At 59.9% G+C, this 21,425-nt stretch carries 19 protein-coding genes; 15 read left to right on the top strand and 4 right to left on the bottom strand.

Annotated features, from left to right (window positions below):
- Positions 1-10 precede the first annotated feature (10 nt).
- Positions 11-1,276: an EAL domain-containing protein gene (locus AC0J1C_RS17410; RefSeq protein ID WP_473045018.1), complete on the bottom strand. Its 1,266-nt coding sequence runs from the start codon at positions 1,274-1,276 to the stop codon at positions 11-13.
- 628 nt (positions 1,277-1,904) lie between these two features.
- On the opposite strand from AC0J1C_RS17410, the gene mnmG reads away from it, so the two are divergent.
- The 15 genes from mnmG (at position 1,905) to glmS (ending at position 17,005) form a co-directional block, all read left to right on the top strand.
- On the top strand, positions 1,905-3,791 hold the full coding sequence (mnmG, locus tag AC0J1C_RS17405) for a tRNA uridine-5-carboxymethylaminomethyl(34) synthesis enzyme MnmG (protein ID WP_375193134.1): 1,887 nt from the start codon (positions 1,905-1,907) through the stop codon (positions 3,789-3,791).
- A 9-nt stretch (positions 3,792-3,800) separates the two neighbouring features.
- Entirely contained in the window at positions 3,801-4,445 is a 645-nt protein-coding gene (gene rsmG / locus AC0J1C_RS17400; RefSeq protein WP_375193133.1) for a 16S rRNA (guanine(527)-N(7))-methyltransferase RsmG, read from the top strand.
- A gap of 21 nt (positions 4,446-4,466) precedes the next feature.
- Entirely contained in the window at positions 4,467-5,261 is a 795-nt protein-coding gene (locus tag AC0J1C_RS17395; protein WP_091989170.1) for a ParA family protein, read from the top strand.
- A 60-nt stretch (positions 5,262-5,321) separates the two neighbouring features.
- Positions 5,322-6,197 carry a ParB/RepB/Spo0J family partition protein gene (locus AC0J1C_RS17390; protein ID WP_375193132.1) on the top strand — a complete coding sequence of 292 codons (876 nt, stop codon included), beginning with the start codon at positions 5,322-5,324 and terminating at the stop codon, positions 6,195-6,197.
- A 284-nt stretch (positions 6,198-6,481) separates the two neighbouring features.
- Positions 6,482-6,883, top strand: a complete 402-nt coding sequence (locus AC0J1C_RS17385) for an ATP synthase subunit I (RefSeq protein WP_473045017.1) — start codon at positions 6,482-6,484, stop codon at positions 6,881-6,883.
- A 19-nt stretch (positions 6,884-6,902) separates the two neighbouring features.
- Positions 6,903-7,775 (top strand): F0F1 ATP synthase subunit A, encoded by an 873-nt coding sequence (gene atpB, locus AC0J1C_RS17380; protein WP_473045016.1) that lies wholly within the window; start codon positions 6,903-6,905, stop codon positions 7,773-7,775.
- 74 nt (positions 7,776-7,849) lie between these two features.
- The gene (gene atpE / locus AC0J1C_RS17375; protein ID WP_012138088.1) at positions 7,850-8,107 is read left to right on the top strand and encodes a F0F1 ATP synthase subunit C; all 258 of its coding nucleotides are present in this window, start codon (positions 7,850-7,852) and stop codon (positions 8,105-8,107) included.
- Between the two features lie 68 nt (positions 8,108-8,175).
- On the top strand, positions 8,176-8,646 hold the full coding sequence (locus AC0J1C_RS17370) for a F0F1 ATP synthase subunit B (RefSeq protein WP_473045015.1): 471 nt from the start codon (positions 8,176-8,178) through the stop codon (positions 8,644-8,646).
- Between the two features lie 15 nt (positions 8,647-8,661).
- On the top strand, positions 8,662-9,198 hold the full coding sequence (locus tag AC0J1C_RS17365; RefSeq protein ID WP_473045014.1) for a F0F1 ATP synthase subunit delta: 537 nt from the start codon (positions 8,662-8,664) through the stop codon (positions 9,196-9,198).
- 28 nt (positions 9,199-9,226) lie between these two features.
- Positions 9,227-10,771 (top strand): F0F1 ATP synthase subunit alpha, encoded by a 1,545-nt coding sequence (gene atpA, locus AC0J1C_RS17360; protein ID WP_473045013.1) that lies wholly within the window; start codon positions 9,227-9,229, stop codon positions 10,769-10,771.
- A 75-nt stretch (positions 10,772-10,846) separates the two neighbouring features.
- Positions 10,847-11,710 carry a F0F1 ATP synthase subunit gamma gene (gene atpG / locus AC0J1C_RS17355; RefSeq protein ID WP_091989150.1) on the top strand — a complete coding sequence of 288 codons (864 nt, stop codon included), beginning with the start codon at positions 10,847-10,849 and terminating at the stop codon, positions 11,708-11,710.
- Positions 11,711-11,764: 54 nt separating this feature from the next.
- Positions 11,765-13,159, top strand: a complete 1,395-nt coding sequence (gene atpD / locus AC0J1C_RS17350; RefSeq protein ID WP_473045012.1) for a F0F1 ATP synthase subunit beta — start codon at positions 11,765-11,767, stop codon at positions 13,157-13,159.
- Positions 13,160-13,206: 47 nt separating this feature from the next.
- Positions 13,207-13,629: a F0F1 ATP synthase subunit epsilon gene (locus AC0J1C_RS17345; RefSeq protein WP_008172596.1), complete on the top strand. Its 423-nt coding sequence runs from the start codon at positions 13,207-13,209 to the stop codon at positions 13,627-13,629.
- 149 nt (positions 13,630-13,778) lie between these two features.
- Positions 13,779-15,143, top strand: a complete 1,365-nt coding sequence (glmU, locus tag AC0J1C_RS17340) for a bifunctional UDP-N-acetylglucosamine diphosphorylase/glucosamine-1-phosphate N-acetyltransferase GlmU (RefSeq protein ID WP_473045011.1) — start codon at positions 13,779-13,781, stop codon at positions 15,141-15,143.
- A 29-nt stretch (positions 15,144-15,172) separates the two neighbouring features.
- Positions 15,173-17,005: a glutamine--fructose-6-phosphate transaminase (isomerizing) gene (glmS, locus tag AC0J1C_RS17335; RefSeq protein WP_473045009.1), complete on the top strand. Its 1,833-nt coding sequence runs from the start codon at positions 15,173-15,175 to the stop codon at positions 17,003-17,005.
- A 25-nt stretch (positions 17,006-17,030) separates the two neighbouring features.
- On the opposite strand, the gene AC0J1C_RS17330 is transcribed toward glmS, so the two are convergent.
- The 3 genes from AC0J1C_RS17330 to AC0J1C_RS17320 all read right to left on the bottom strand — a co-directional run bounded on the left by AC0J1C_RS17330 (position 17,031) and on the right by AC0J1C_RS17320 (position 21,408).
- Entirely contained in the window at positions 17,031-18,221 is a 1,191-nt protein-coding gene (locus AC0J1C_RS17330) for an MFS transporter (protein WP_473045007.1), read from the bottom strand.
- Between the two features lie 55 nt (positions 18,222-18,276).
- Positions 18,277-20,418, bottom strand: a complete 2,142-nt coding sequence (locus tag AC0J1C_RS17325; protein ID WP_473045005.1) for a TonB-dependent siderophore receptor — start codon at positions 20,416-20,418, stop codon at positions 18,277-18,279.
- A 72-nt stretch (positions 20,419-20,490) separates the two neighbouring features.
- Positions 20,491-21,408, bottom strand: coding sequence for a GyrI-like domain-containing protein (locus AC0J1C_RS17320; protein ID WP_473045004.1), 918 nt, complete (start codon positions 21,406-21,408; stop codon positions 20,491-20,493).
- Positions 21,409-21,425: the final 17 nt, after the last annotated feature.

Raw genomic sequence — 21,425 nt, 5'->3', positions numbered from 1 at the left:
CAGGGCGGGTTCAGAGTGTTGCCGGGAACGTGATTTTGCCGCCAAACACCTCATCGGGGTGGATATCCACACAGAACACCCGCTGCCCCGGCAGCATGGTGGACAGCGTGATGGTACGTTTGGCGTCCGGAAGGGCCACGTAGGGCCGGCAACTGCTGATGCTCTGCGGCCGCTCGAGGGCATTGCGGAAATATTCCCGATGCGACCAGCAGGCGCCTGCGGAGTGGTAGAGGGGGTTGAACCGGCCACGCTGAAGGTCCGGGTTTGCCCGGGCCAGATTGCCTTGCTGAATGCCCCGACTGTCGAGCAGGAAACAACGTTTCACGCCGTCCACCTCCAGCAGCCGGCGACAGGCGGTATCGAACGGCAGCTCGCGGCTGAGGGAATGGCAGGCTTCGAGGATCTCGAAACGCAACAGTCTCAGGTAGCCTTCCCGATCGCGGACATCCTGTAACGACCACTCGCTGGAATCCGCGACAACAGTGCGCAGCCGATGCTCGGTCAGCTCCTGGGAATGGTCTTCAAGCACCGAAGGTCGGGCCAGCAGAAAGCCCTGCAGCAGATCCGCCTCGGTTTCCAAGGCGATACGCGCCTGGGTGTGGTTCTCGATTCCTTCCAACAGGACCAGGCTACCGCTCTCCCGGATCATCTTCACCAGACTCTCCAGCAGCATGCGCGCACGGCTGTGAATCTCGGCGTTTACCAGCAGGCTGCGATCGAGCTTCACGATCAGTGGGTTGATGCGCCAGAGCCGCTCGAAATTCGAGTCCCCCATGCCGAAATCATCAATGGCAATCTGGAAACCGCAGGTTTTGGCCTTGTCGATAAATTCCAGCAGTGCAGCCGGGTCGTCGGAAGCGCTCTCCACGAGTTCCAGCACCACTTTCTCCGGATGAATGCCGCTCTGCTGGCACTGGCTGGCCAGCCGTTCCAGCGAAGCCTCCGGATGAATACAGGTGGCCGGATTGATGTTCAGGAACAACCAGACCGGCTGGCCGCTGGCGGCAAAGTTATCCAGGTGCAGCTGTAGCAGGTGGCGGTCCAGAGCGGGCGTCTGGCCGTGGGCTTCGGCCTGTTCGAACAGGGCCAGCGGCGAAACCGCCTCGCCGTTTTGATGCACGCGGACCAGTGCCTCGTAACCCACCAGCTTCTGGTGCGCGGGGCTCAGAATAGGCTGGTACACGGAACTGAAGTCGTGGCTGTGGATAATGTCCGGAACGGGCGAATTGCCGTCTGGCCTGGAGCTGCGACGGGAGAGTCGGACTACGCTGCTCATGGTCAGGAACCTTTCTACTGCTTGTGCGGTTAAAGCCTTCCTGGCCGTACGTGATGCTGGTGTGCAGATGGAACACTCTGCGAATTTCGTACCAACCAGGGCACAGGGCTAGTGGCAGCAAGGGGCAGAGGGCGCGTGGAACGACTTGCCCGGCCAGACCCCGATTACTTTTGCACCGATTGAGGGCAGAAGTACGGGGCAAACGGTGAATCTGTGCACCGGATCGGCGCCAACCCCCGAATCCGGCCTACGGCAGCCGCAATCTGTGGATAATTACTGGGAAAACCTCCGGAAAGACGCTGGATGAAATTTCAGGATTATATATAAAACAATTAGTTATGGTCTTTAAAGGGGGTCTGTGGGCTACCGCTGACGTGTGGATAACTTTCTTGAAAAGTTTTCTGAGAAGAGTCAGCCAAGCCTCTGAAAAAGCATAAATTTCGGTTTTCACTTATCCAGTACAGGCGGTTAAACCGGGCCATGGGACGATCGGGCGCTGTGGCCGGCTTTCAAGTTCTCCTTCCTCTGGTTAAAATTTGTGCATTCCCACTGCAATTTGCCGGGTGAGGCGTTATACTCGCCGCCCTGTTTTTGCCCCTTATTTTCAGCCCGATGTTCGAGGTGAACCGTGGATTTTCCGACCCGTTTTGATGTCATTGTCATTGGTGGTGGCCATGCCGGCACCGAAGCCGCCCTGGCGGCTGCGCGCATGGGTTCCCAGACCCTGCTGCTGACCCACAACATTGAGACACTGGGCCAGATGTCCTGCAACCCGGCCATCGGCGGCATTGGCAAGAGTCACCTGGTGAAGGAAATCGATGCCCTGGGCGGCGCCATGGCCGAGGCCACCGACAGGGCCGGAATCCAGTTCCGGGTGTTGAACAGTCGCAAGGGCCCGGCGGTGCGCGCCACCCGTGCCCAGGCTGACCGGGTGCTGTACAAGGCGGCAATCCGGCATACCCTGGAGAACCAGCCCAACCTGACCCTGTTCCAGCAGGCGGCAGACGATCTGATTGTGGAAAACGATCAGGTGACCGGCGTGGTGACCCAGACTGGTATCCGCTTCAATGCGAAAACGGTGGTGCTGACCACCGGCACCTTCCTGGGCGGCGTTATCCACATCGGCATGCAGCACCATTCCGGCGGTCGTGCCGGTGATGCCCCGGCGAACGCCCTGGCCAAACGCCTTCGGGAGTTGCCCTTCAATGTCGGCCGGCTGAAAACCGGTACGCCACCGCGTATTGATGCCCGCTCGGTGGATTTCTCGGTGATGCAGCAACAGTGGGGCGACGACCCCACCCCGGTGATGTCGTTCATCGGCAGCCGGGACCAGCACCCGGAACAGATCTGCTGTTACGTGACCCGCACCACCGAGCAGACCCACGACATCATCCGCAGTGGCTTTGACCGCTCACCCATGTTTGCGGGCAACATCGAAGGGGTTGGTCCCCGCTATTGCCCGTCCATCGAGGACAAGGTCAACCGCTTTGCCGACAAGGACTCGCACCAGATTTTCGTGGAGCCCGAGGGCCTGACCACCAACGAACTTTATCCGAACGGTATTTCCACCAGTCTGCCGTTTGATATCCAGCTGGCAGCGGTGCGCTCGATTCCGGGTTTTGAGAACGCCCATATTACCCGGCCGGGCTACGCCATCGAGTACGACTTCCTGAATCCCCAGGACCTGCGCCACACCCTGGAAACCAAGTTCATACAGGGGCTGTATTTTGCCGGTCAGATCAACGGCACCACCGGCTACGAAGAAGCCGGCGCCCAGGGCCTGTTGGCGGGCATCAATGCAGCCCTGCGGGCGCAGGAGAAAGACGAGTGGTACCCGCGCCGGGACGAGGCCTACCTGGGCGTGCTGGTGGACGATCTGATCACCATGGGCACCTCCGAGCCCTACCGCATGTTCACCAGCCGCGCCGAGTACCGGCTGATCCTGCGGGAGGACAACGCCGACCTGCGCCTGACCGAGACCGGCCGGAAGCTGGGCCTGGTCAACGATGACCGCTGGCAGAAGTTCAACGCCAAGCGTGAGGCGATCGCTACCGAACGCAGCCGCCTGGAATCCACTCGCATCCATCCGAACACCGACGCGGGTGAGCGGGCCAATGGTTTCCTGAAACAGCCGATGACCCGTGACCAGTCACTGGCCGAGCTGCTGCGCCGTCCGGAAATCGCTTATGGCCACATCGCCGAGATCGGCGCCGAGCAGGCCGGCGACCCGGTGGTGGCGGATCAGGTGGAGATCGAGATCAAGTACGAGGGCTATATCTCGCGCCAGACGGATGAGATCGAGCGTCTGCGCCGGAACGAGAACACTGCCCTGCCGGTGGACCTGGACTACGACGTGATCGGCGGGCTGTCGAACGAGATCAAGCAGAAACTCAAGACCGTACGCCCGGAAACCGTGGCCCAGGCTTCCCGCATCCAGGGTGTGACCCCGGCGGCGGTGAGCCAGATCCTTGTGCACCTGAAAAAGCGCGACCTGTTGCGCAAGCAGTCGGCCTGAGCGCCGGCCATGAACAACGCGCAATGGCAGGACCAGCTCAGCACGGGGCTCGCAATAATGGGGCTGGACCTGGGTGACGACCAGCAGAAGCGGCTACTGGCGTTCCTGGGTCTGCTCAACAAGTGGAACCGTGCCTACAACCTGACCGCGGTGCGTGATGAAAGCCAGATGGTGTCCCGGCAGCTGCTCGACAGCCTGAGCATCCTGCCCTGGGTAACCACCGATCACCTGCTGGATGTGGGTGCCGGAGGCGGCCTGCCCGGGATTCCCCTGGCCATTACGCTGCCGGGCCGCCAGTTCACCCTGCTTGACAGCAACGGCAAGAAAACCCGCTTTCTCAACCAGTGCGTTCTCGAGCTGGGCCTGGATAATGTCCAGGTGATCCACGGCCGGGCCGAGGATTGCACACCCTCCCGCCCGTTCAGCCAGATCAGCAGCCGCGCCTTTACCGCCCTGGAAAATCTGGTGCACTGGTGCGACGGTCTGCTGGCAAATGGCGGCGAGTTCCTTGCCATGAAAGGCCAGTTTCCGGATGATGAAGTGGCTGCCCTTCCGGCCGGCTGGCAGGTAAAATCCAGCCACTCCCTGGAGGTCCCCGGCGCCGACGGCGAACGCCATCTGCTGGTGGTTGCCCGGGCAGCCGATTCCCGCTAATACCGAACAAGGAGGCACGACATGGCGCGCGTGATTGCAGTGACCAATCAGAAAGGCGGTGTGGGTAAAACCACCACCTGCGTCAATCTTGCTGCCTCCCTGGCCGCTACCAAACGCCGGGTACTGCTGGTGGACATGGACCCCCAGGGCAACGCCACCATGGGCAGCGGTGTCGACAAAAACAGCCTGGAGCTGTCTGGCTACGACATGCTGACCAAGCGCGCCAGTGCCGCCGAAACGATCATTCTGGCGGAGGCCTCGGGTTTCGATATCCTGCCGGCCAACGGTGACCTGACTGCCGCGGAAGTGGAACTGATGAACGAGATCGGGCGCGAGCACCGCCTGCGCCTGGCCCTGAACACGGTTCGTGACAACTACGACTACATCCTGATCGATTGCCCGCCGTCCCTGAACCTTCTGACCGTCAATGCGCTGTCTGCGGCCGATGCCGTGCTTATTCCCATGCAGTGCGAGTACTACGCCCTGGAAGGGCTGGCGGCGTTGATGAACACGGTGGAGCAGATCCAGGAAACAGTAAACCCGAACCTGCAGGTGGAAGGCATCCTGCGCACCATGTACGACCCCCGCAACAGCCTGACCCTGGATGTCTCTGGCCAGCTCAGCGAGTATTTTGGTGACAAGGTGTACCGGGCGGTGATCCCCCGTAATGTGCGATTGGCCGAAGCGCCAAGCTACGGCGTTCCGGCCCTGGTGTACGACCGCGCCTCCAAGGGCGCCATTGCTTACCTGGCCCTGGCCGGTGAGATGGTGCGCCGCCACGGTTCAAAAAAGACATCCGCGCCGGTGGCGGTGTAACATACCGCCCTGTCACTCACTTAAGTACAACGATTTTCAACGGGAAGAATGACTGACACCATGGCGGCGAAAAAACGAGGATTGGGTGAACGCGGACTGGGCGCTCTGCTGGCGGGCTCCAAGGTCAATCTGGACCAGGAGCTGAAGGATCACGACGGCGAGCTCCGCGAAGTCCCCATCGATCTCATCCAGCGTGGCCGCTACCAGCCCCGTCGTGATATGGACCCGGCGGCGCTGCAGGAGCTGGCCGATTCGATTCGCCAGCAGGGTGTGATGCAACCGGTGGTGGTGCGTCCCATCAGTGAGGGCCGCTACGAGCTGATCGCCGGTGAGCGCCGCTGGCGGGCGACCCAGATGGCCGAGCTTGACCGGATTCCCGCCATCATCCGCGATGTGCCCGATGAAGCCGCCATCGCCATGGCGCTGATTGAAAACATCCAGCGGGAAAACCTGAACCCCATCGAGGAAGCCTTTGCCCTGCAGCGGCTGCAGGATGAATTTGGCCTCACCCAGGCCCAGGTGGCCGAAGCGGTGGGCAAGTCCCGCACCACCATCACCAACCTGCTGCGGTTGATCGGGCTGTCCGAGGACGTCCGGATCATGCTTGAGCACGGTGACCTGGAAATGGGCCACGGTCGCGCCATGCTCACCCTGCCGCCGGAGCTTCAGATGCAGGTGGCCAAACAGGTGGTGGCCAAATCGCTGTCGGTGCGTCAGACCGAGGCGCTTGTGCGCCGGGTGCAGCAGGAGACGCCCGACCGCAAGTCCGGTAGCAAGGCCGCCCTGGATCCCAATATCCGCGCACTCCAGGACGATTTGGCCGAGCGGCTCGGCGCCCGGGTTTCCATTGATCACGGCCAGCGGGGCAAGGGCAAGCTGGTGATCGAATACAGTTCCCTGGACGAACTGGACGGCATCCTGGGCCACATCAAGTAACCGTCTACCTGCATTGGTCGACGTTCGATCCGCCGTCCGGCCCCCTACGAAAGTTCGTAATTGTCGGCGCACACAACATGTAGTGTTGAAAAATTGAACGCGTGTCTATTTGTGTCGAAAACGGCCGAACGCCCTTCATAACGCCCGCTTCGGGCCCGTCGCCGGTGCCCGGTTTTGTTGATTCGTGCACATTGAACACATATAATCTGCGGCGCTCGTATCGGTGTATTTGCTTACTTTTTAAACTGCATCGTATATAAAGGCACCGTACTCCCGGAACGAACATGACGAAGGCTAGCTCAGGCGGTATCGGTCGGCCGCCCATCGCACGGTGGTTTGCAATTGAGAGTGTGATGCTGGTCCTCGCAAGCCTGGCGTTTCTCCTGTTTGGAGGCCAGGTGTCCGGTTATTCAGCGCTGTTGGGCGGACTTATTTTTCTGATCCCCCATGGTTACTTTGCGCTCAAGGCATTCCGCTACTCCGGCGCGCGGTCTGCCAAAAAGATCATGAGTTCTTTTTACCAGGGTGAGGCCGGCAAGCTCATCCTGTGCGCCATCGGTTTCACGGTGGTGTTCAAATGGATTCAGCCGATCGATGTGTCGGCACTTTTTCTAACATTTGCGATCATGCTGGTCACCAACTGGTTGACACCGCTCCTGGCGGGCAGCAATACGCAGCAAAGCTAACTGGACCTGGGAAACCGTTATGGCAGGAAGTGCATCCGAATATATCCAGCATCACCTCCAGAACCTCACCTACGGTAAACTGCCGGCGGGCTACGAGCGTGCCGACGGAACCGTGCTTCAAGATGCAACCTGGACACTGGCCCAAACCGGCCGCGAAGCGTCCGACATGGGCTTCTGGGCCCTGCACATCGATTCTCTGGGCTGGGCGGTTGCGCTCGGTGTCCTGTTCCTGTTCCTGTTCCGCATGGCCGCCAAGAAAGCCACGTCCGGGCAGCCCGGTGGCTTGCAGAATTTTGTGGAAGTCATGGTCGAGTTTGTCGACAACAGCGTGAAAGAGACCTTCCACGGTCGTAACAAGGTGATTGCGCCGCTGTCACTGACCATTTTCTGCTGGGTATTCCTGATGAACCTGATGGACCTGGTGCCGGTGGACTTCCTGCCCCAGCTGTTCCATCTGATGGGCCTCGAATACATGAAGGTTGTACCGACCACCGACGTGAACGTCACCCTGGGTATGTCCCTGTCGGTCTTCTTCCTGATCATCTACTACAGCCTGAAGGTCAAGGGCGTGGGTGGCTTCCTGGGTGAACTCACCCTGCACCCCTTCTCTTCCGACAACCTGTTCCTGAAGATCCTGCTGGTTCCGGTGAACCTGCTGCTCGAGGGCGTGAGCCTGATCGCCAAGCCGATCTCACTGGCGTTGCGTCTGTTTGGTAACCTGTACGCCGGCGAGTTGATCTTCATCCTGATTGCACTGCTGCCGCTGTGGGCACAGTGGACGCTGTCTGTCCCCTGGGCGATTTTCCACATTCTGGTTATCACCCTGCAGGCATTCATCTTTATGATGTTGACGATCGTGTACCTGAGCATGGCTCACGAAGACAGTCACTGATCGGACACCATTAAGCCGTAGTTCTAAACCCTAAACCCTTAAACTGAAAAACCTAACTGAAACTGGGAGTTATCATGGAAACTGTAGTTGGAATGACCGCGATTGCCGTTGCACTGCTGATTGGCCTGGGTGCCCTGGGTACTGCGATTGGCTTTGGTATCCTCGGTGGCAAGTTCCTGGAAGGCGCTGCGCGTCAGCCGGAAATGACCCCGATGCTGCAGGTTAAAATGTTCATCGTTGCAGGTCTGCTGGACGCCGTAACCATGATCGGTGTTGGTATCGCTCTGTTCTTCACTTTCGCCAACCCGTTTGTCGGCCAGATCGCCGGTTAATCGAGTCGCCAGCCGGGGGCTTTTCCCCGGTCAGATGATTCTTAACAAAACAGGCGAGAGGTGAAGACGTGAACATTAATTTGACGATGATTGGTCAAGCCATCGCGTTCTTTATCTTTGTCGTCTTCTGCATGAAGTACGTGTGGCCGCCGATCATGGCCGCACTGCAGGAGCGTCAAAAGAAGATCGCTGACGGACTGGCTGCCTCAGACCGCGCGGCGCGCGATCTGGAACTGGCTCAGGAAAAGTCAGCTCAGGAACTGCGTGAAGCCAAGCAGCAAGCTGCGAGCCTGATCGAACAGGCGAACAAGCGTGCGGCCCAGATTGTGGAAGCATCGAAAGATGACGCCCGCAAGGAAGGCCAGAAGCTGATTGAGCAGGCCAAGGCCGAAATTGAACAGGAGCGCAATCAGGCTCGTGACGCTTTGCGTGCAGAAATTGCCACCATTGCCGTTGCCGGTGCTGAGAAGATCCTGGAAACCTCTGTCGATGCCTCCAAGCACAACGAGATGTTGGAAAAACTGGCGGCAGAACTCTAAACGGCGAGGTTCACCATGGCAGAACTGAGAACGCTGGCCCGTCCCTACGCAAAGGCAGCCTTCACTGCCGCTCAGGAGCACAAACAGCTGGCTGAGTGGTCACAGGTGCTGACGATTGCCGGGCAGGTCACCGCGAACAAAGACATTCGACAGCTTCTCGCGAATCCGGGTCTGGAAGAGCAGAAGAAGGCTGATCTGATTCTGGAGGTCGTCGAGGACGGCGTTACAGAGCAGGTTCGCAACTTTTTCGCTGTACTGGCTGAAAACCGCCGGCTGACTCTTCTTCCTGAGATTGCAGCGCTCTTCAACACGTACCGGGCTGATCTGGAGCGCACTGTTGATATTGAAGTCACCGCGGCTTTCGAGCTGACGGACGAACAGCAACAGAAGCTCGCCCAGGCACTTTCGAAGAAACTCGAGCGGCAAGTGTCACTCGCAGCGTCACTGGACAAGTCTCTGATTGGCGGCGTGATTATTCGCACTGGCGATCTGGTCATTGACGCATCTGTACGCGGAAAGCTGACCAAGCTGGCCGACGCTCTGGGCTCCTGATTTCAGCACAAGGTTTGAGGATATTGGCATGCAGCAACTGAATCCATCCGAGATCAGTGACATCATCAAGAAGAGAATCGAGAAGCTCGACATCTCTTCCGAAGCAAAAAACGAAGGTACGATCCTGTCGGTTTCCGACGGTATCGTGCTGATCCACGGTCTTGCCGACGTTATGTACGGTGAGATGATTGAATTTGCCAACGGTACTTACGGCATGGCTCTGAACCTGGAGCGTGATTCCGTGGGCGCGGTTGTGCTGGGTGACTACGAAGATCTGGCAGAAGGCCAGAAGGTTCGTTGCACCGGCCGGATCCTGGAAGTACCGGTAGGTCCGGAACTGATGGGTCGTGTTGTCGACGCGCTGGGTAACCCCATCGACGGCAAGGGCGACCTGGGCACCGACCTGACCTCTCCGGTTGAAAAGGTTGCTCCGGGCGTTATCGCACGTCAGTCCGTTGACGAGCCGGTTCAGACCGGTCTGAAAGCCATCGACACCATGGTGCCAATCGGTCGCGGCCAGCGGGAGCTGATCATCGGTGACCGTCAGATCGGTAAGACGGCGGTTGCGATCGATGCGATCATCAACCAGAAAGATACCGGCATCAAGTGTATCTACGTGGCGGTTGGTCAGAAGCAGTCTTCCATCGCAGCGGTTGTGCGCAAGCTTGAAGAGCACGGCGCCATGGATCACACCATCGTGGTTGCCGCCGGTGCCGCCGATCCTGCAGCGATGCAGTTCCTGGCTCCGTATGCCGGTACCTCCATGGGTGAATACTTCCGCGACCGCGGCGAAGACGCCCTGATCATCTACGATGACCTGTCCAAGCAGGCTGTGGCTTACCGCCAGATCTCCCTGCTGCTGCGTCGTCCGCCGGGCCGTGAAGCCTACCCGGGTGACGTTTTCTACCTGCACTCGCGTCTGCTGGAGCGTGCCTCCCGTGTTAACGCCGAGTACGTAGAGCAGCTGACCAACGGCGAAGTGAAAGGCAAGACCGGTTCCCTGACCGCGCTGCCGATCATCGAAACCCAGGCTGGCGACGTCTCCGCGTTCGTACCGACCAACGTAATTTCCATCACCGATGGCCAGATCTTCCTGGAAACCAACCTGTTCAACTCCGGTATCCGTCCGGCGATGAACGCCGGTATCTCCGTATCCCGGGTTGGTGGTTCCGCCCAGACCAAGATCATGAAGAAGCTCGGCGGTAACATCCGTCTGGCTCTGGCCCAGTATCGTGAACTGGCCGCTTTCGCCCAGTTTGCTTCCGATCTCGACGAAGCAACCCGTAAGCAGCTTGAGCACGGTCAGCGTGTAACCGAACTCATGAAGCAGAACCAGTACAGCCCGCTGTCTGTGGCTGAAATGGGTACGGTTCTGTTCGCAGCCAACGAAGGCTTCCTGGACGACGTTGATGTCGACAAGGTAGTGAAGTTTGAAGCGCAGATGCTCGACTGGATGCGCTCCGAACAGAAAGACCTCCTCGACAAGATCAACGAGAAAGGCGATTACAACGACGAAATCGCTGCCGGCCTCAAAGCTGCACTTGAGAAATTCAAGACCACTCAGAGCTGGTAAGAAAACGGGCCTGCGGCAGATGTCGCGGGCCGCTTTTCGTAGCAACGAGTGTCTAACTTGAGAAGGCAGTGAGTTATGGCCGTCGGCAAAGAAATACGTAACCAGATTTCGAGCATCAAGAGCACGCAGAAGATCACCAGCGCCATGGAAATGGTGGCGGCGAGCAAAATGCGTAAGGCTCAGGAGCGCATGCAGGCAACCCGCCCGTATGCCGACAAGATGCGTCAGGTGATCGGGCACATTGCCAAGGCGAATGCTCAGTACAAGCACCCGTTCATGGTCGAGCGCGAGGTCAAGCGCGTGGGCTATATCGTGGTGTCAACTGATCGTGGCCTCTGCGGTGGTCTGAACATCAACCTGTTCAAAGCGCTTGTCCGTGAAATGAAAGCGTGGAAAGAAAAAGGCGTGGAATCCGATCTGTGCGCCATCGGGCAGAAAGGTGCGTCCTTTTTCCGGAGTTACGGCGGCAATGTCGTTGCGGCATTGACCCACCTGGGCGATAGCCCGAGCTCCGAAAAACTCATCGGCAACGTCAAGGTCATGCTGGATTCGTTCTCCGAGGGCAAGATCGACCGCCTGTACGTGGTGAGCAACGAATTCGTCAACACCATGACCCAGAGCCCGAAGGTGGAGCAGCTTCTGCCCCTGCCCGAGGGTGAGGACGAGGAAGAGATCAAGAACCAGTGGGATTATCTCTACGAGCCCGATGCCAGGCAGATCCTCGATGGCCTTCTGCCACGTTTTATTGAATCCCAGGTATACCAGGGTGTGGTAGAAAATCTGGCATGTGAACAGGCAGCCCGGATGATCGCCATGAAGAGCGCGACTGACAACGCCGGTAGCATTATCGACGAGCTTCAGCTGGCTTATAACAAGGCCCGTCAGGCAGCCATTACCCAAGAGATATCGGAGATTGTGAGCGGCGCGGCTTCGGTCTGATCCGGCTCCAATCCAACTGGTTTTATTGACTATCAAGATAACGAGGAACCGAGCATGAGTAGCGGACAAATCGTTCAGATCATTGGCGCGGTTATCGACGTGGAATTCCCACGTGACTCCGTACCCAAAGTATATGACGCACTGCTGCTTGAAGGTGGCGAAACAACTCTGGAAGTCCAGCAGCAGCTGGGTGACGGCATTGTTCGTACCATCGCCATGGGCAGCACCGAAGGCCTCAAGCGTGGCCTGAAAGCAGAAAACACCGGCCAGCCGATTTCAGTCCCGGTTGGTACCCAGACCCTGGGCCGGATCATGGACGTTCTGGGTCGTCCCATCGACGAAGCCGGCGACATCGGCGAAGAAGAGCGCTGGGCGATTCACCGGAAGGCTCCGGGCTATGCCGACCAGGCAGCGTCTGCCGACCTGCTGGAAACCGGCATCAAGGTTATCGACCTGATCTGCCCGTTCGCCAAGGGTGGTAAGGTTGGCCTGTTCGGCGGCGCCGGCGTGGGCAAGACCGTAAACATGATGGAGCTGATCAACAACATCGCGAAAGAGCACTCCGGTCTCTCCGTATTCGCAGGTGTTGGTGAGCGGACCCGGGAAGGTAACGACTTCTACTATGAGATGAAGGAGTCCAACGTTCTCGACAAGGTTGCCATGGTTTACGGCCAGATGAACGAGCCCCCCGGAAACCGTCTGCGTGTGGCCCTGACCGGTCTCACCATGGCCGAGAAGTTCCGTGACGAAGGCCGTGACGTACTGTTGTTCGTGGACAACATCTATCGTTACACCCTGGCCGGTACCGAGGTATCCGCACTGCTGGGCCGTATGCCCTCCGCGGTAGGTTACCAGCCGACACTGGCCGAGGAGATGGGTCAGCTGCAGGAGCGGATCACCTCCACCAAGAACGGTTCCATCACGTCCATCCAGGCGGTTTACGTACCGGCGGATGACCTGACCGACCCGTCGCCTGCAACCACCTTCTCGCACCTGGATGCGACCGTGGTACTGAGCCGTGACATCGCTTCCAAGGGTATCTACCCGGCGATCGATCCGCTGGATTCCACCTCCCGTCAGCTGGATCCGCTGATCATCGGCCAGGAGCACTACGAAGTAGCCCGTGGCGTGCAGACCAACCTGCAGCGCTACAAGGAACTGAAAGACATCATCGCCATCCTGGGTATGGACGAACTGTCAGAAGAAGACAAGCTGACCGTTGCCCGTGCCCGTAAGATCGAGCGTTTTCTGTCCCAGCCGTTCCACGTTGCTGAAGTATTCACCGGCTCTCCCGGTAAGTACGTTTCCCTCAAGGAAACCATCAGCAGCTTTAAGGGCATCCTGAATGGCGACTATGACGAACTGCCCGAGCAGGCGTTCTACATGGTTGGTACCATTGAGGAAGCGGTCGAGAAAGCGAAGGAAATGAAGGCCAAGGCCAAGAAGTAATTTGCGCTTGAGCCCTTGTTTCCGGATCGATCAAAGAGGCAACTGACATGGGTATGACCGTGCATTGTGATGTGGTAAGTGCCGAAACAAAGATCTATTCCGGATTGGTTGAAATGCTGATCGCGGCGGGTTCGGAAGGTGACCTGGGTATTGCCCCGGGTCACACTCCCCTGCTGACCCAGCTGAAGCCGGGCCCCATTCGGATTATCAAGCAGGGCGGTGAGGAAGAAATTCTTTACGTGTCCGGCGGGTATCTGGAGGTTCAGCCCAATCTGGTGACTTTGTTGGCCGACACCGCGGTTCGTGCAAAGGATGTGGACGAAGCCGCAGCGCTCGAGGCACAGAAAGAAGCCGAGAAAGCACTTGCCAACAAGACCGGTGAATTCGAGTACTCCCGTGCCGCTGCAGAGCTGGCCGAGGCTGTGGCCCAGCTTCGTACCATCCAGCAGCTGCGTAACAAGATGCGTTAAGCATCGTCGTTTCGGGTTTGCCGAACACCATAGCCGCATCCTGAGCGGCTGGAAGACCACGCGTTTGCCTGGGCTTTCCGGCTTCAAAGGATGCGGTTTTTTTATTTTTCGAAAGCTGACAGTAAACACTCCGGGAGCCTGACGTTGCCATGAGCCCGCTACACGTTGTCATTCTGGCCGCCGGCCAGGGGTCCAGAATGAAGTCCGCCCTGCCCAAGGTACTGCATCCGATTGCCGGTCGGTCGATGCTCCATCATGTCATTGCCACGGCCGAACAACTGGGTGCCGAGAGGATTCATACGGTGATTGGCCATGGGGCAGACAAGGTAAGGGAAGCTACCCGGGCCGACTCGGTGAACTGGGTAACCCAGAGCGAGCAACTGGGTACCGGCCATGCGGTCGCCCAGGCGCTGCCGGATTTGCCGGACGAGGCGCGGGTGCTGGTGCTCTACGGTGATGTCCCGCTAACGGGTCATGAAACCCTCGAAGGGCTGGTGGCTACCCTGGATGATTCCACCCTCGGCCTGCTCACCGTTACCCTGGACAACCCCCAGGGCTATGGCCGCATCGTGCGTGACGCCGAAGGCGCGGTTCAGTCAATCGTCGAGCAGAAAGACGCCACCCCCGAGCAGCAGCAGATCCGTGAGGTGAATACGGGTATTCTCGCGGTCTCGGCGAAGCATCTGAAAGCCTGGCTGCCAACTCTCTCGAACAGCAACGCCCAGGGCGAATACTACCTCACCGACATCATCGCCATGGCGGTGGCGCAGGGCCTGAGGGTGGCGGTATCCCAGCCGGAAAATCCGTACGAGGTTCAGGGCGTGAACAACCGGTTGCAGCTGGCCGAGCTCGAGCGTTGGTACCAGCGTCGTCAGGCCGACCGGCTGATGACCGAAGGCGCGACCCTGGCCGATCCGGCCCGCGTGGATGTGCGCGGCGACCTCACCATCGGCAATGACCTCTGGATCGATGTGAACGTGGTGTTCGAGGGCAAGGTCGCCCTGGGCAGTAACGTCTCCATTGGTCCTAACTGCGTCATCAAGGACGCTACCATCGCCGATGGGGCAGAGATCAAGGCCAACAGTGTGATTGAAGGAGCCAGCGTTGGTGCCAATGCCCAGATCGGGCCGTTTGCCCGCCTGCGTCCGGGCACCGAGCTTGCTGCCAACACCAAAGTGGGCAACTTTGTCGAAACCAAGAAAGCCGTGGTGGGCGAGGGCAGCAAGATCAATCACCTCAGTTACGTGGGTGATGCCTCACTGGGCCGTAATGTGAATGTGGGTGCAGGAACCATCACCTGTAATTATGATGGGGTGAACAAGTACCAGACGGTACTCGGCGACGGCGTCTTTGTAGGCTCCAACACCGCGCTGGTGGCGCCGGTGACCATTGCCGCAGAAGCCACCATCGGTGCCGGCTCCACGATTACCCGGGATGTGGCGGACAGCGAACTGGCCGTGGCCCGGGCCCGGCAGCGGAACATCACCGGCTGGGAAAAGCCGAAGAAACACTGATCACGACGAAAACAGACAGGTAGAGCAGCATGTGTGGAATTGTAGGAGCGGTTTCGGAACGGGACGTCCAGGGCATCCTTCTTGAGGGTTTGCGCCGACTGGAATACCGGGGCTATGACTCTGCCGGCATGGCGGTGATTACCAGCGACCACAGTGTCCAGCGTGCCCGCGAAGTGGGCAAGGTCGCGTCGCTCTCAGACGCCATGGATGCCAGGCCCCTTCCGGGCCACCTGGGTATCGCCCACACCCGCTGGGCTACCCACGGCGAGCCCTCCCAGATCAACGCCCACCCGCACATGTCTGGTGATCGGCTGGCGATTGTCCACAACGGCATTATCGAGAACTACCAGGAACTGCGCGACGAGTTGCGGGCGGATGGCTTCACGTTCACGTCCCAGACCGACACCGAGGTGGTGGCGCACCTGATCGAAAAGAATTATCGCAGCCTTGGTAATCTGCACCAGGCCGTGCGGGCGTCCATCGCCCGGCTTCGCGGGGCCTATGCCCTGGCCGTGGTGCACGGCGACGAGCCCGACCATCTGGTGGTGTGCCGCGAGGGTAGCCCCCTGGTCATCGGCGTGGGTATCGGCGAAAACTTCATCGCCTCCGATCAGCTGGCGCTGCTGCCGGTGACCGACCGCTTCATGTTCCTGGAAGAAGGCGACATCGCCGATATCCGGCGTGATGGTGTGTCGATCCTGGACCGGGATGGCAAAACGGTGGAGCGCGAGGTCACCCGATTCGAGCACGGTGCCGACTCCGCCGACAAGGGCGAGTACCGCCATTACATGCTCAAGGAAATCTACGAGCAGCCCAAGGTGGTCAAGGCCACCATGGAAGGCCGGGTGACCAGGACCAGGGTGCTCGAGCAGGCACTGGGCACCGAGGCGGCAAACCTCCTCGAAAACGTGCGCCACGTGCAGATTATCGCCTGCGGCACCAGCTACCATGCCGGCATGGTGGCCCGTTACTGGATTGAGGAGCTGGCCGGCGTGCCCTGTTCCGTGGAGGTGGCCTCGGAGTTCCGTTACCGCAAGCACGTGATCCAGCAGGACACCCTGTTCCTGTGCATCTCCCAGTCCGGCGAAACCGCCGACACCTTGGCGGCTCTGCGCCAGGCCAAGAAAGCCGGCTTCCGGGCCGCACTGGCCATCTGCAACGTGCCGGGCAGTTCCCTGGTTCGGGAATCTGATCTGGTGATCATGACCCAGGCCGGTCCCGAGATTGGTGTGGCATCCACCAAGGCTTTCACCACCCAGCTCACCGCCCTGCTGATCTTTACCCTGGCCCTGGCCCGCCATAACGGCCTGTCAGAGGAAAAGGAACAAGAGATCGTGGAAGCCATCCATCTGCTGCCGGGCCAGGTCAGCGATGTGCTGGCTCTGGACGGCGAGATCGCCGAGATGTCCAAGGCGTTCATGGACAAGAACCACAGTCTGTTCCTGGGCCGGGGCTCCCAGTTCCCGGTGGCCCTGGAAGGGGCGCTCAAGCTCAAGGAAATTTCCTACATACACGCCGAGGCTTACCCGGCCGGCGAACTCAAGCATGGCCCGCTGGCCCTGGTGGACAGCGAGATGCCAGTGGTCACCGTGGCGCCCAACAACGACCTGGTGGAGAAACTCAAATCCAACCTGGAAGAAGTGCGTGCCCGGGGCGGCCAGCTTTTCGTGTTCGCTGACAAAAAGGCCGACGTGAAGCCGGAGGAGGGCATCCACGTGATGCAGATTCCCTCGGTGCATCCGGTCACGGCGCCCATTGTCTTCACCGTGCCGCTGCAGTTGCTGTCCTACCACGTTGCGGTGCTCAAGGGCACGGACGTGGATCAGCCCCGCAATCTGGCGAAAAGTGTAACGGTCGAATAGGGTTCCGGGCCTCGGGAGCGGTCCTTCAATCCCGCTCCCGCCGGACCCAGAGCAACACCATCACCACAACACCGACGGCGGCACCGGCCTGGAAGGTCAGGGCCGCCCCGCCCCAGGCCCAGAGCAGCCCGGCCAGGGCGTTGGCCAGGAACAGGGTAACCCCGGTCACCAGGTTGAATACGCCAAAGGCGGTCCCGCGCAGGGCGTCTGATGCGGTGTCGGCCACCAGTTTGGCAAACAACCCCTGGGTGATTCCCATGTGCAGGCCCCAGGCGAGGGCGGCCGCGAGGGTCCAGGCCCAGTGGTTGGCCGTGGCCAGCAGGGCATCAGCGAGTATCAGCGGCACCAGCCCAATGATCAGCAGGGAATGGGCAGGTAGCCGGTCTGAGAGCTTGCCAAAGGGATACGCCGAGAGGGAAAACGCCAGATTAAGCGCGACCACCACCAGTGGCAGCCAGGCTGGTGCCAGGTTCAATGCCTCTGCCCGCAGCAGAATGAAGGCCTCGCTGAACCGGGCCAGGGTGAACAGGGCACCGATGGCGACGATGCTCCAGAACGCCCGGTTCAGTCGTTTGAGGTTGCCGCGCTGGATCGGATTGGTCCGTTGCCCCGGCACCGTCCTGGCCGGTTCACGAACTCCGAATACGAGCAGCGCCACGGTCAGCACCGCCGGGATCACCGCTGCCCAGAAGACCGCCTGGTAGTCGTTTTGCCAGAGCAGCATCAGAGCGATGGCCAGCAGCGGCCCGGCCACCGCGCCGGCCACGTCCAGGGATTGGCGCAGGCCGTAGGCTGCCCCGCGCAGGTCGGGCGGGGCCAGGTCCGCTATCAGTGCGTCACGTGGGGCACCACGGATTCCCTTGCCCACCCGGTCAACGATCCTCGCCGTGACAATCCAGCCAAGCCCCGACGCCAGTGCAAACACCGGTTTGGAGAGCGCGCTCAGGCCATAGCCCAGAATCGCAAGCCCCTTGCGCTTGCCCAGGTAATCACTGAGAGCGCCGGAGAATACCTTGATCATGGGCGCCGTGGCGTTGGCGGCGCCCTCAATCAACCCGACAGCCAGTGCGCTGGCCCCCAGTACTGAAACCAGATAGATGGGCAGCAGGCTGTGGATGATTTCCGAGGACACATCCATCAGCAGGCTGACGAACCCCAGAACCCAGATACTCCGGGGCAGCCGGGAGGCCTGCGAAGGATTGGCAGGAGGTACCATCGGTCAGTCCGCCTCCGGGATTTTGATGCCGTTCATGTCAGGGCCTACCTGGGGCTCAGAACGTGTAGGAAACGGATGCTTCGACCGTTCGTTCCTCGCCAAACCAGCAATTGGAGCTGTCGAAACAGCTGTAGTAGCGCTCGTCGGTCAGGTTATTCACAGACAGGCCCAGCTCTGTGCCGCGGAGGCTGCTGGCCACCCGTCCAAGGTTGTAGCGCAGGGCAATATCCACCAGGGTGGCGTCGGGTACCTTGCCCTCGTTGGTGGCGGCGTTGTATTCCGCCTCGCCAATGTAGCGGGCGCCAATACCGGCCACCAGACCATCCAGCGGGCCCTGGTAGAAGCCGTAGTCCGCCCAGACCGACATCAATTGTTCGGGCACCCAGACCGGTGTCTGTCCTTCCAGTCCGGTGTTGTCCCTGGTCACCTCGACATCCTGGACAGTGTAGCTCAGTGTCATCAACAGACTGTCGAGCGGCTGGGCCCGGGCTTCAAGCTCGACCCCACGGGACCGGACTTCACCGGCCTGTATCTTGTCGTAGGGGCCACCGTTGGGATCGCGGGTGGGAACGTTTTCCTTGGTAATCTGGTAAAGCGCCAGGTTAATGGAGGTGCGTCGATCCGATGACTGGTACTTCGCGCCCAGCTCCCATTGCTCGCCGGTAGAAGGGTCGAACTCATTGCCGTTACGATCACTGCCGGTCTGAGGCTCGAAGCTCTCGGCGTAATTCAGATAGGGTGAGATTCCACTTGCCGCCTGGTACATCAGGCCCGCCCGTGTGGAGAGGTTGTCCTGCTCCAGCTTGCGGTCAATCGAGGCTCCGTATTGCTGACCCTGCTCTTCACCGGTGAAGTCGTCCCAGCGAACACCGCCGATCACCACAAACCGCCCGAGTTCGATCTGATCCTGCAGATAGAGGCCCAGCTGCTTTTTGCGGATGGTGAAATCGGAGGAGTAGGCGGTATCGGTAATGTCGATTGTGCTGCGTGAGATCTGGTAGTAGTCGGGGTCGTAGAGATCGATGGCCGGGGCGCCGCTGCCGAACGAGGTGTCTTCATAGATCACATCGGAGTCCAGGCTCAGGTAGTCCACGCCCAACAGCAGGTTGTGCCGGGCCATGCCGGTCTGGAACCGCCCGGAAAACTGGTTGTCGATCGTGAAGCCGGTGGTGGCTTCGTCGGTGAGGTAGGCTTGCCGGGACAGTGTCCGGCCGTCCGCTGCCAGTCCGGTGCCATAGGTGTTGGTCTGGAAGGCCTCCGCATCGGTATAGCGAAAGTTCTGCAGGAAGTTCCAGCTGTCGTTGATGTTGTGGTTGACCTTGTAGCCTGCCAGCAGCACCTCTTTATCAAATTCGTTCCAGTTGGCGTCGCCGGAGAAGGCATCTTTCGGCAGCTCGCCGTTGGGGTTGGGCAGGAACAGGCCGGAGGCGGGCAGGGTGGTGTAGATGCCCATGGCCGGGTCTTTCTGGTAATAGAGGTTGAAGTTGATGAGTGTGTCCTCGCTCACCTGCCAATCCAGGGAGGGCGCGATCATGTGGCGCTCTTCCTCGGAAGTCTCGGCCTGGCCATCGCGGGTTCGGGTGAGACCTACCAGGCTGTACGACAGGTTGGAATCGCCCAGTTGGCCACGGCTTTCAATGGACGCTTCGGCCAGATTGCGCGAGCCGCTGGCCAGCTCGATCTTGTTGAAACTCCCGGTGGCCGGTTGCTTGCCGATCAGGTTGACCATGCCCCCGGGTGGCATGGCCCCGTAGAGGGTGGAGGTGGGGCCACGGAATACCTCAACCTGCTCCACCGCCTTCAGATCAATCTGGGGCTGCAGGTTCCAGTCGTTGTAGAGCAGTTGCAGGCCATCGTAATAATTCTGGTAATTGATAAAGCCACGGATGCTGAACAGGTCCAGTCGCCCGACGGCGCCGCCGCGCAATTCCGTGTTCACCCCGGGCACGTATCGAAGGGCTGTGGCCACCGAGTCCGCATCGCGCATTTCCAGGACCTGTTGATCCAGTACCGAGATGCTCTGGGGTGTTTCGCCGGGCTCCAGCGCAGTCTTGGTGGCGGTGTTCCTGTAGGTTTCCCCGTACACCGTCATGGTGTCCAGGACCATGGGTTCACCGGGTTGGGCGAAAACCAGCGGGCTGCTGGCGAGGCCTACGGCAACAGCAAGTAAAGACGGTTTGAGCAGGTGTGAAGGCATGTCGAGTCCTGTCTGGCGTGGGAATAATTAATTGCGAATCATTCCCATTATATTTATCTGGCGAAACAGGACTTAACCGATTGGTGCATGGCGGGCAATGAATGGCTCATTCAGGGTGACCGGGATCCAGTATTCCATGGTCACTTCCGGTGCCTCCGCGTCAAAGCCGGGCGGGTAAATCTCCAGATCGTAGCCGTAAACGGCATTGCAGCCAGCGTGGGGCAGCCACGCCTCGAAGAACCACTTGAGGATCTCCGACAGCGACCGGATCGGACCCTGGAAAGAGATAACCACATAGTTCTGGGCCGGTACCTCGAGGACCTCCAGTTCCGTGTTGGTGCCGCCGCTGTCTGTCCCGAAGCCGGCCAGATAGCGGAATTCGGAATCCGGCCCCCGGGACAGATCGAGAACGCCGAACCTGGGCCGGTCATCGGGCAGCATCTCGCGCTCTGACAGTTCAGCCCAGAGGGCGGGGACCTTGATACCAAAATCGGGACTGGGCGAGAACAGTCCTCGGACTCTGTCGGAACGACCGGCCACCGAAAACGCGGGTTTCGAATCCAGCCGGATGGCGGGCACCCGTGCCCTGAGTGCGGCATCCGGCAGCATGGCCGGGTCGAGGCAGAGGGGAGTGGCGAGCAGGCAGGGGAGTCCTCGCCGGCGGTACCGGGCAGGTGGACACCCGAAATGCTGTTTGAAGCTGCGGGTAAAGCTGATGTCCGAGCTGAAACCGCAGGCCAGGCCAACATCGATGATGCGCTGGTCGGTGAACAGAAGCAGTTCCGCCGCCAGGCTCAGCCGCAGTTCCCGGACATACTGTCCGACGGACTGTCCGGTTTCGTCCGAGAACACGCGGTTGAACTGCCAGCGGGACCAGCCGCCAATCCGGGCGAGGCTGGCCACGGCCAGCGGCTTGTCCAGGTTCAGGTGGATGTGCCTCAGAACCTGATCGATCCGACCCAGGTGGGCCTGTCGGCTTGCCGTCGTCACGTCAGGTTCCGGAAGCG

The organism is Marinobacter sp. E2, from assembly GCF_055755345.1.
Note: the sequence above shows the minus strand (reverse complement) of the source record. Positions and strands in the feature narration are given on the sequence as shown.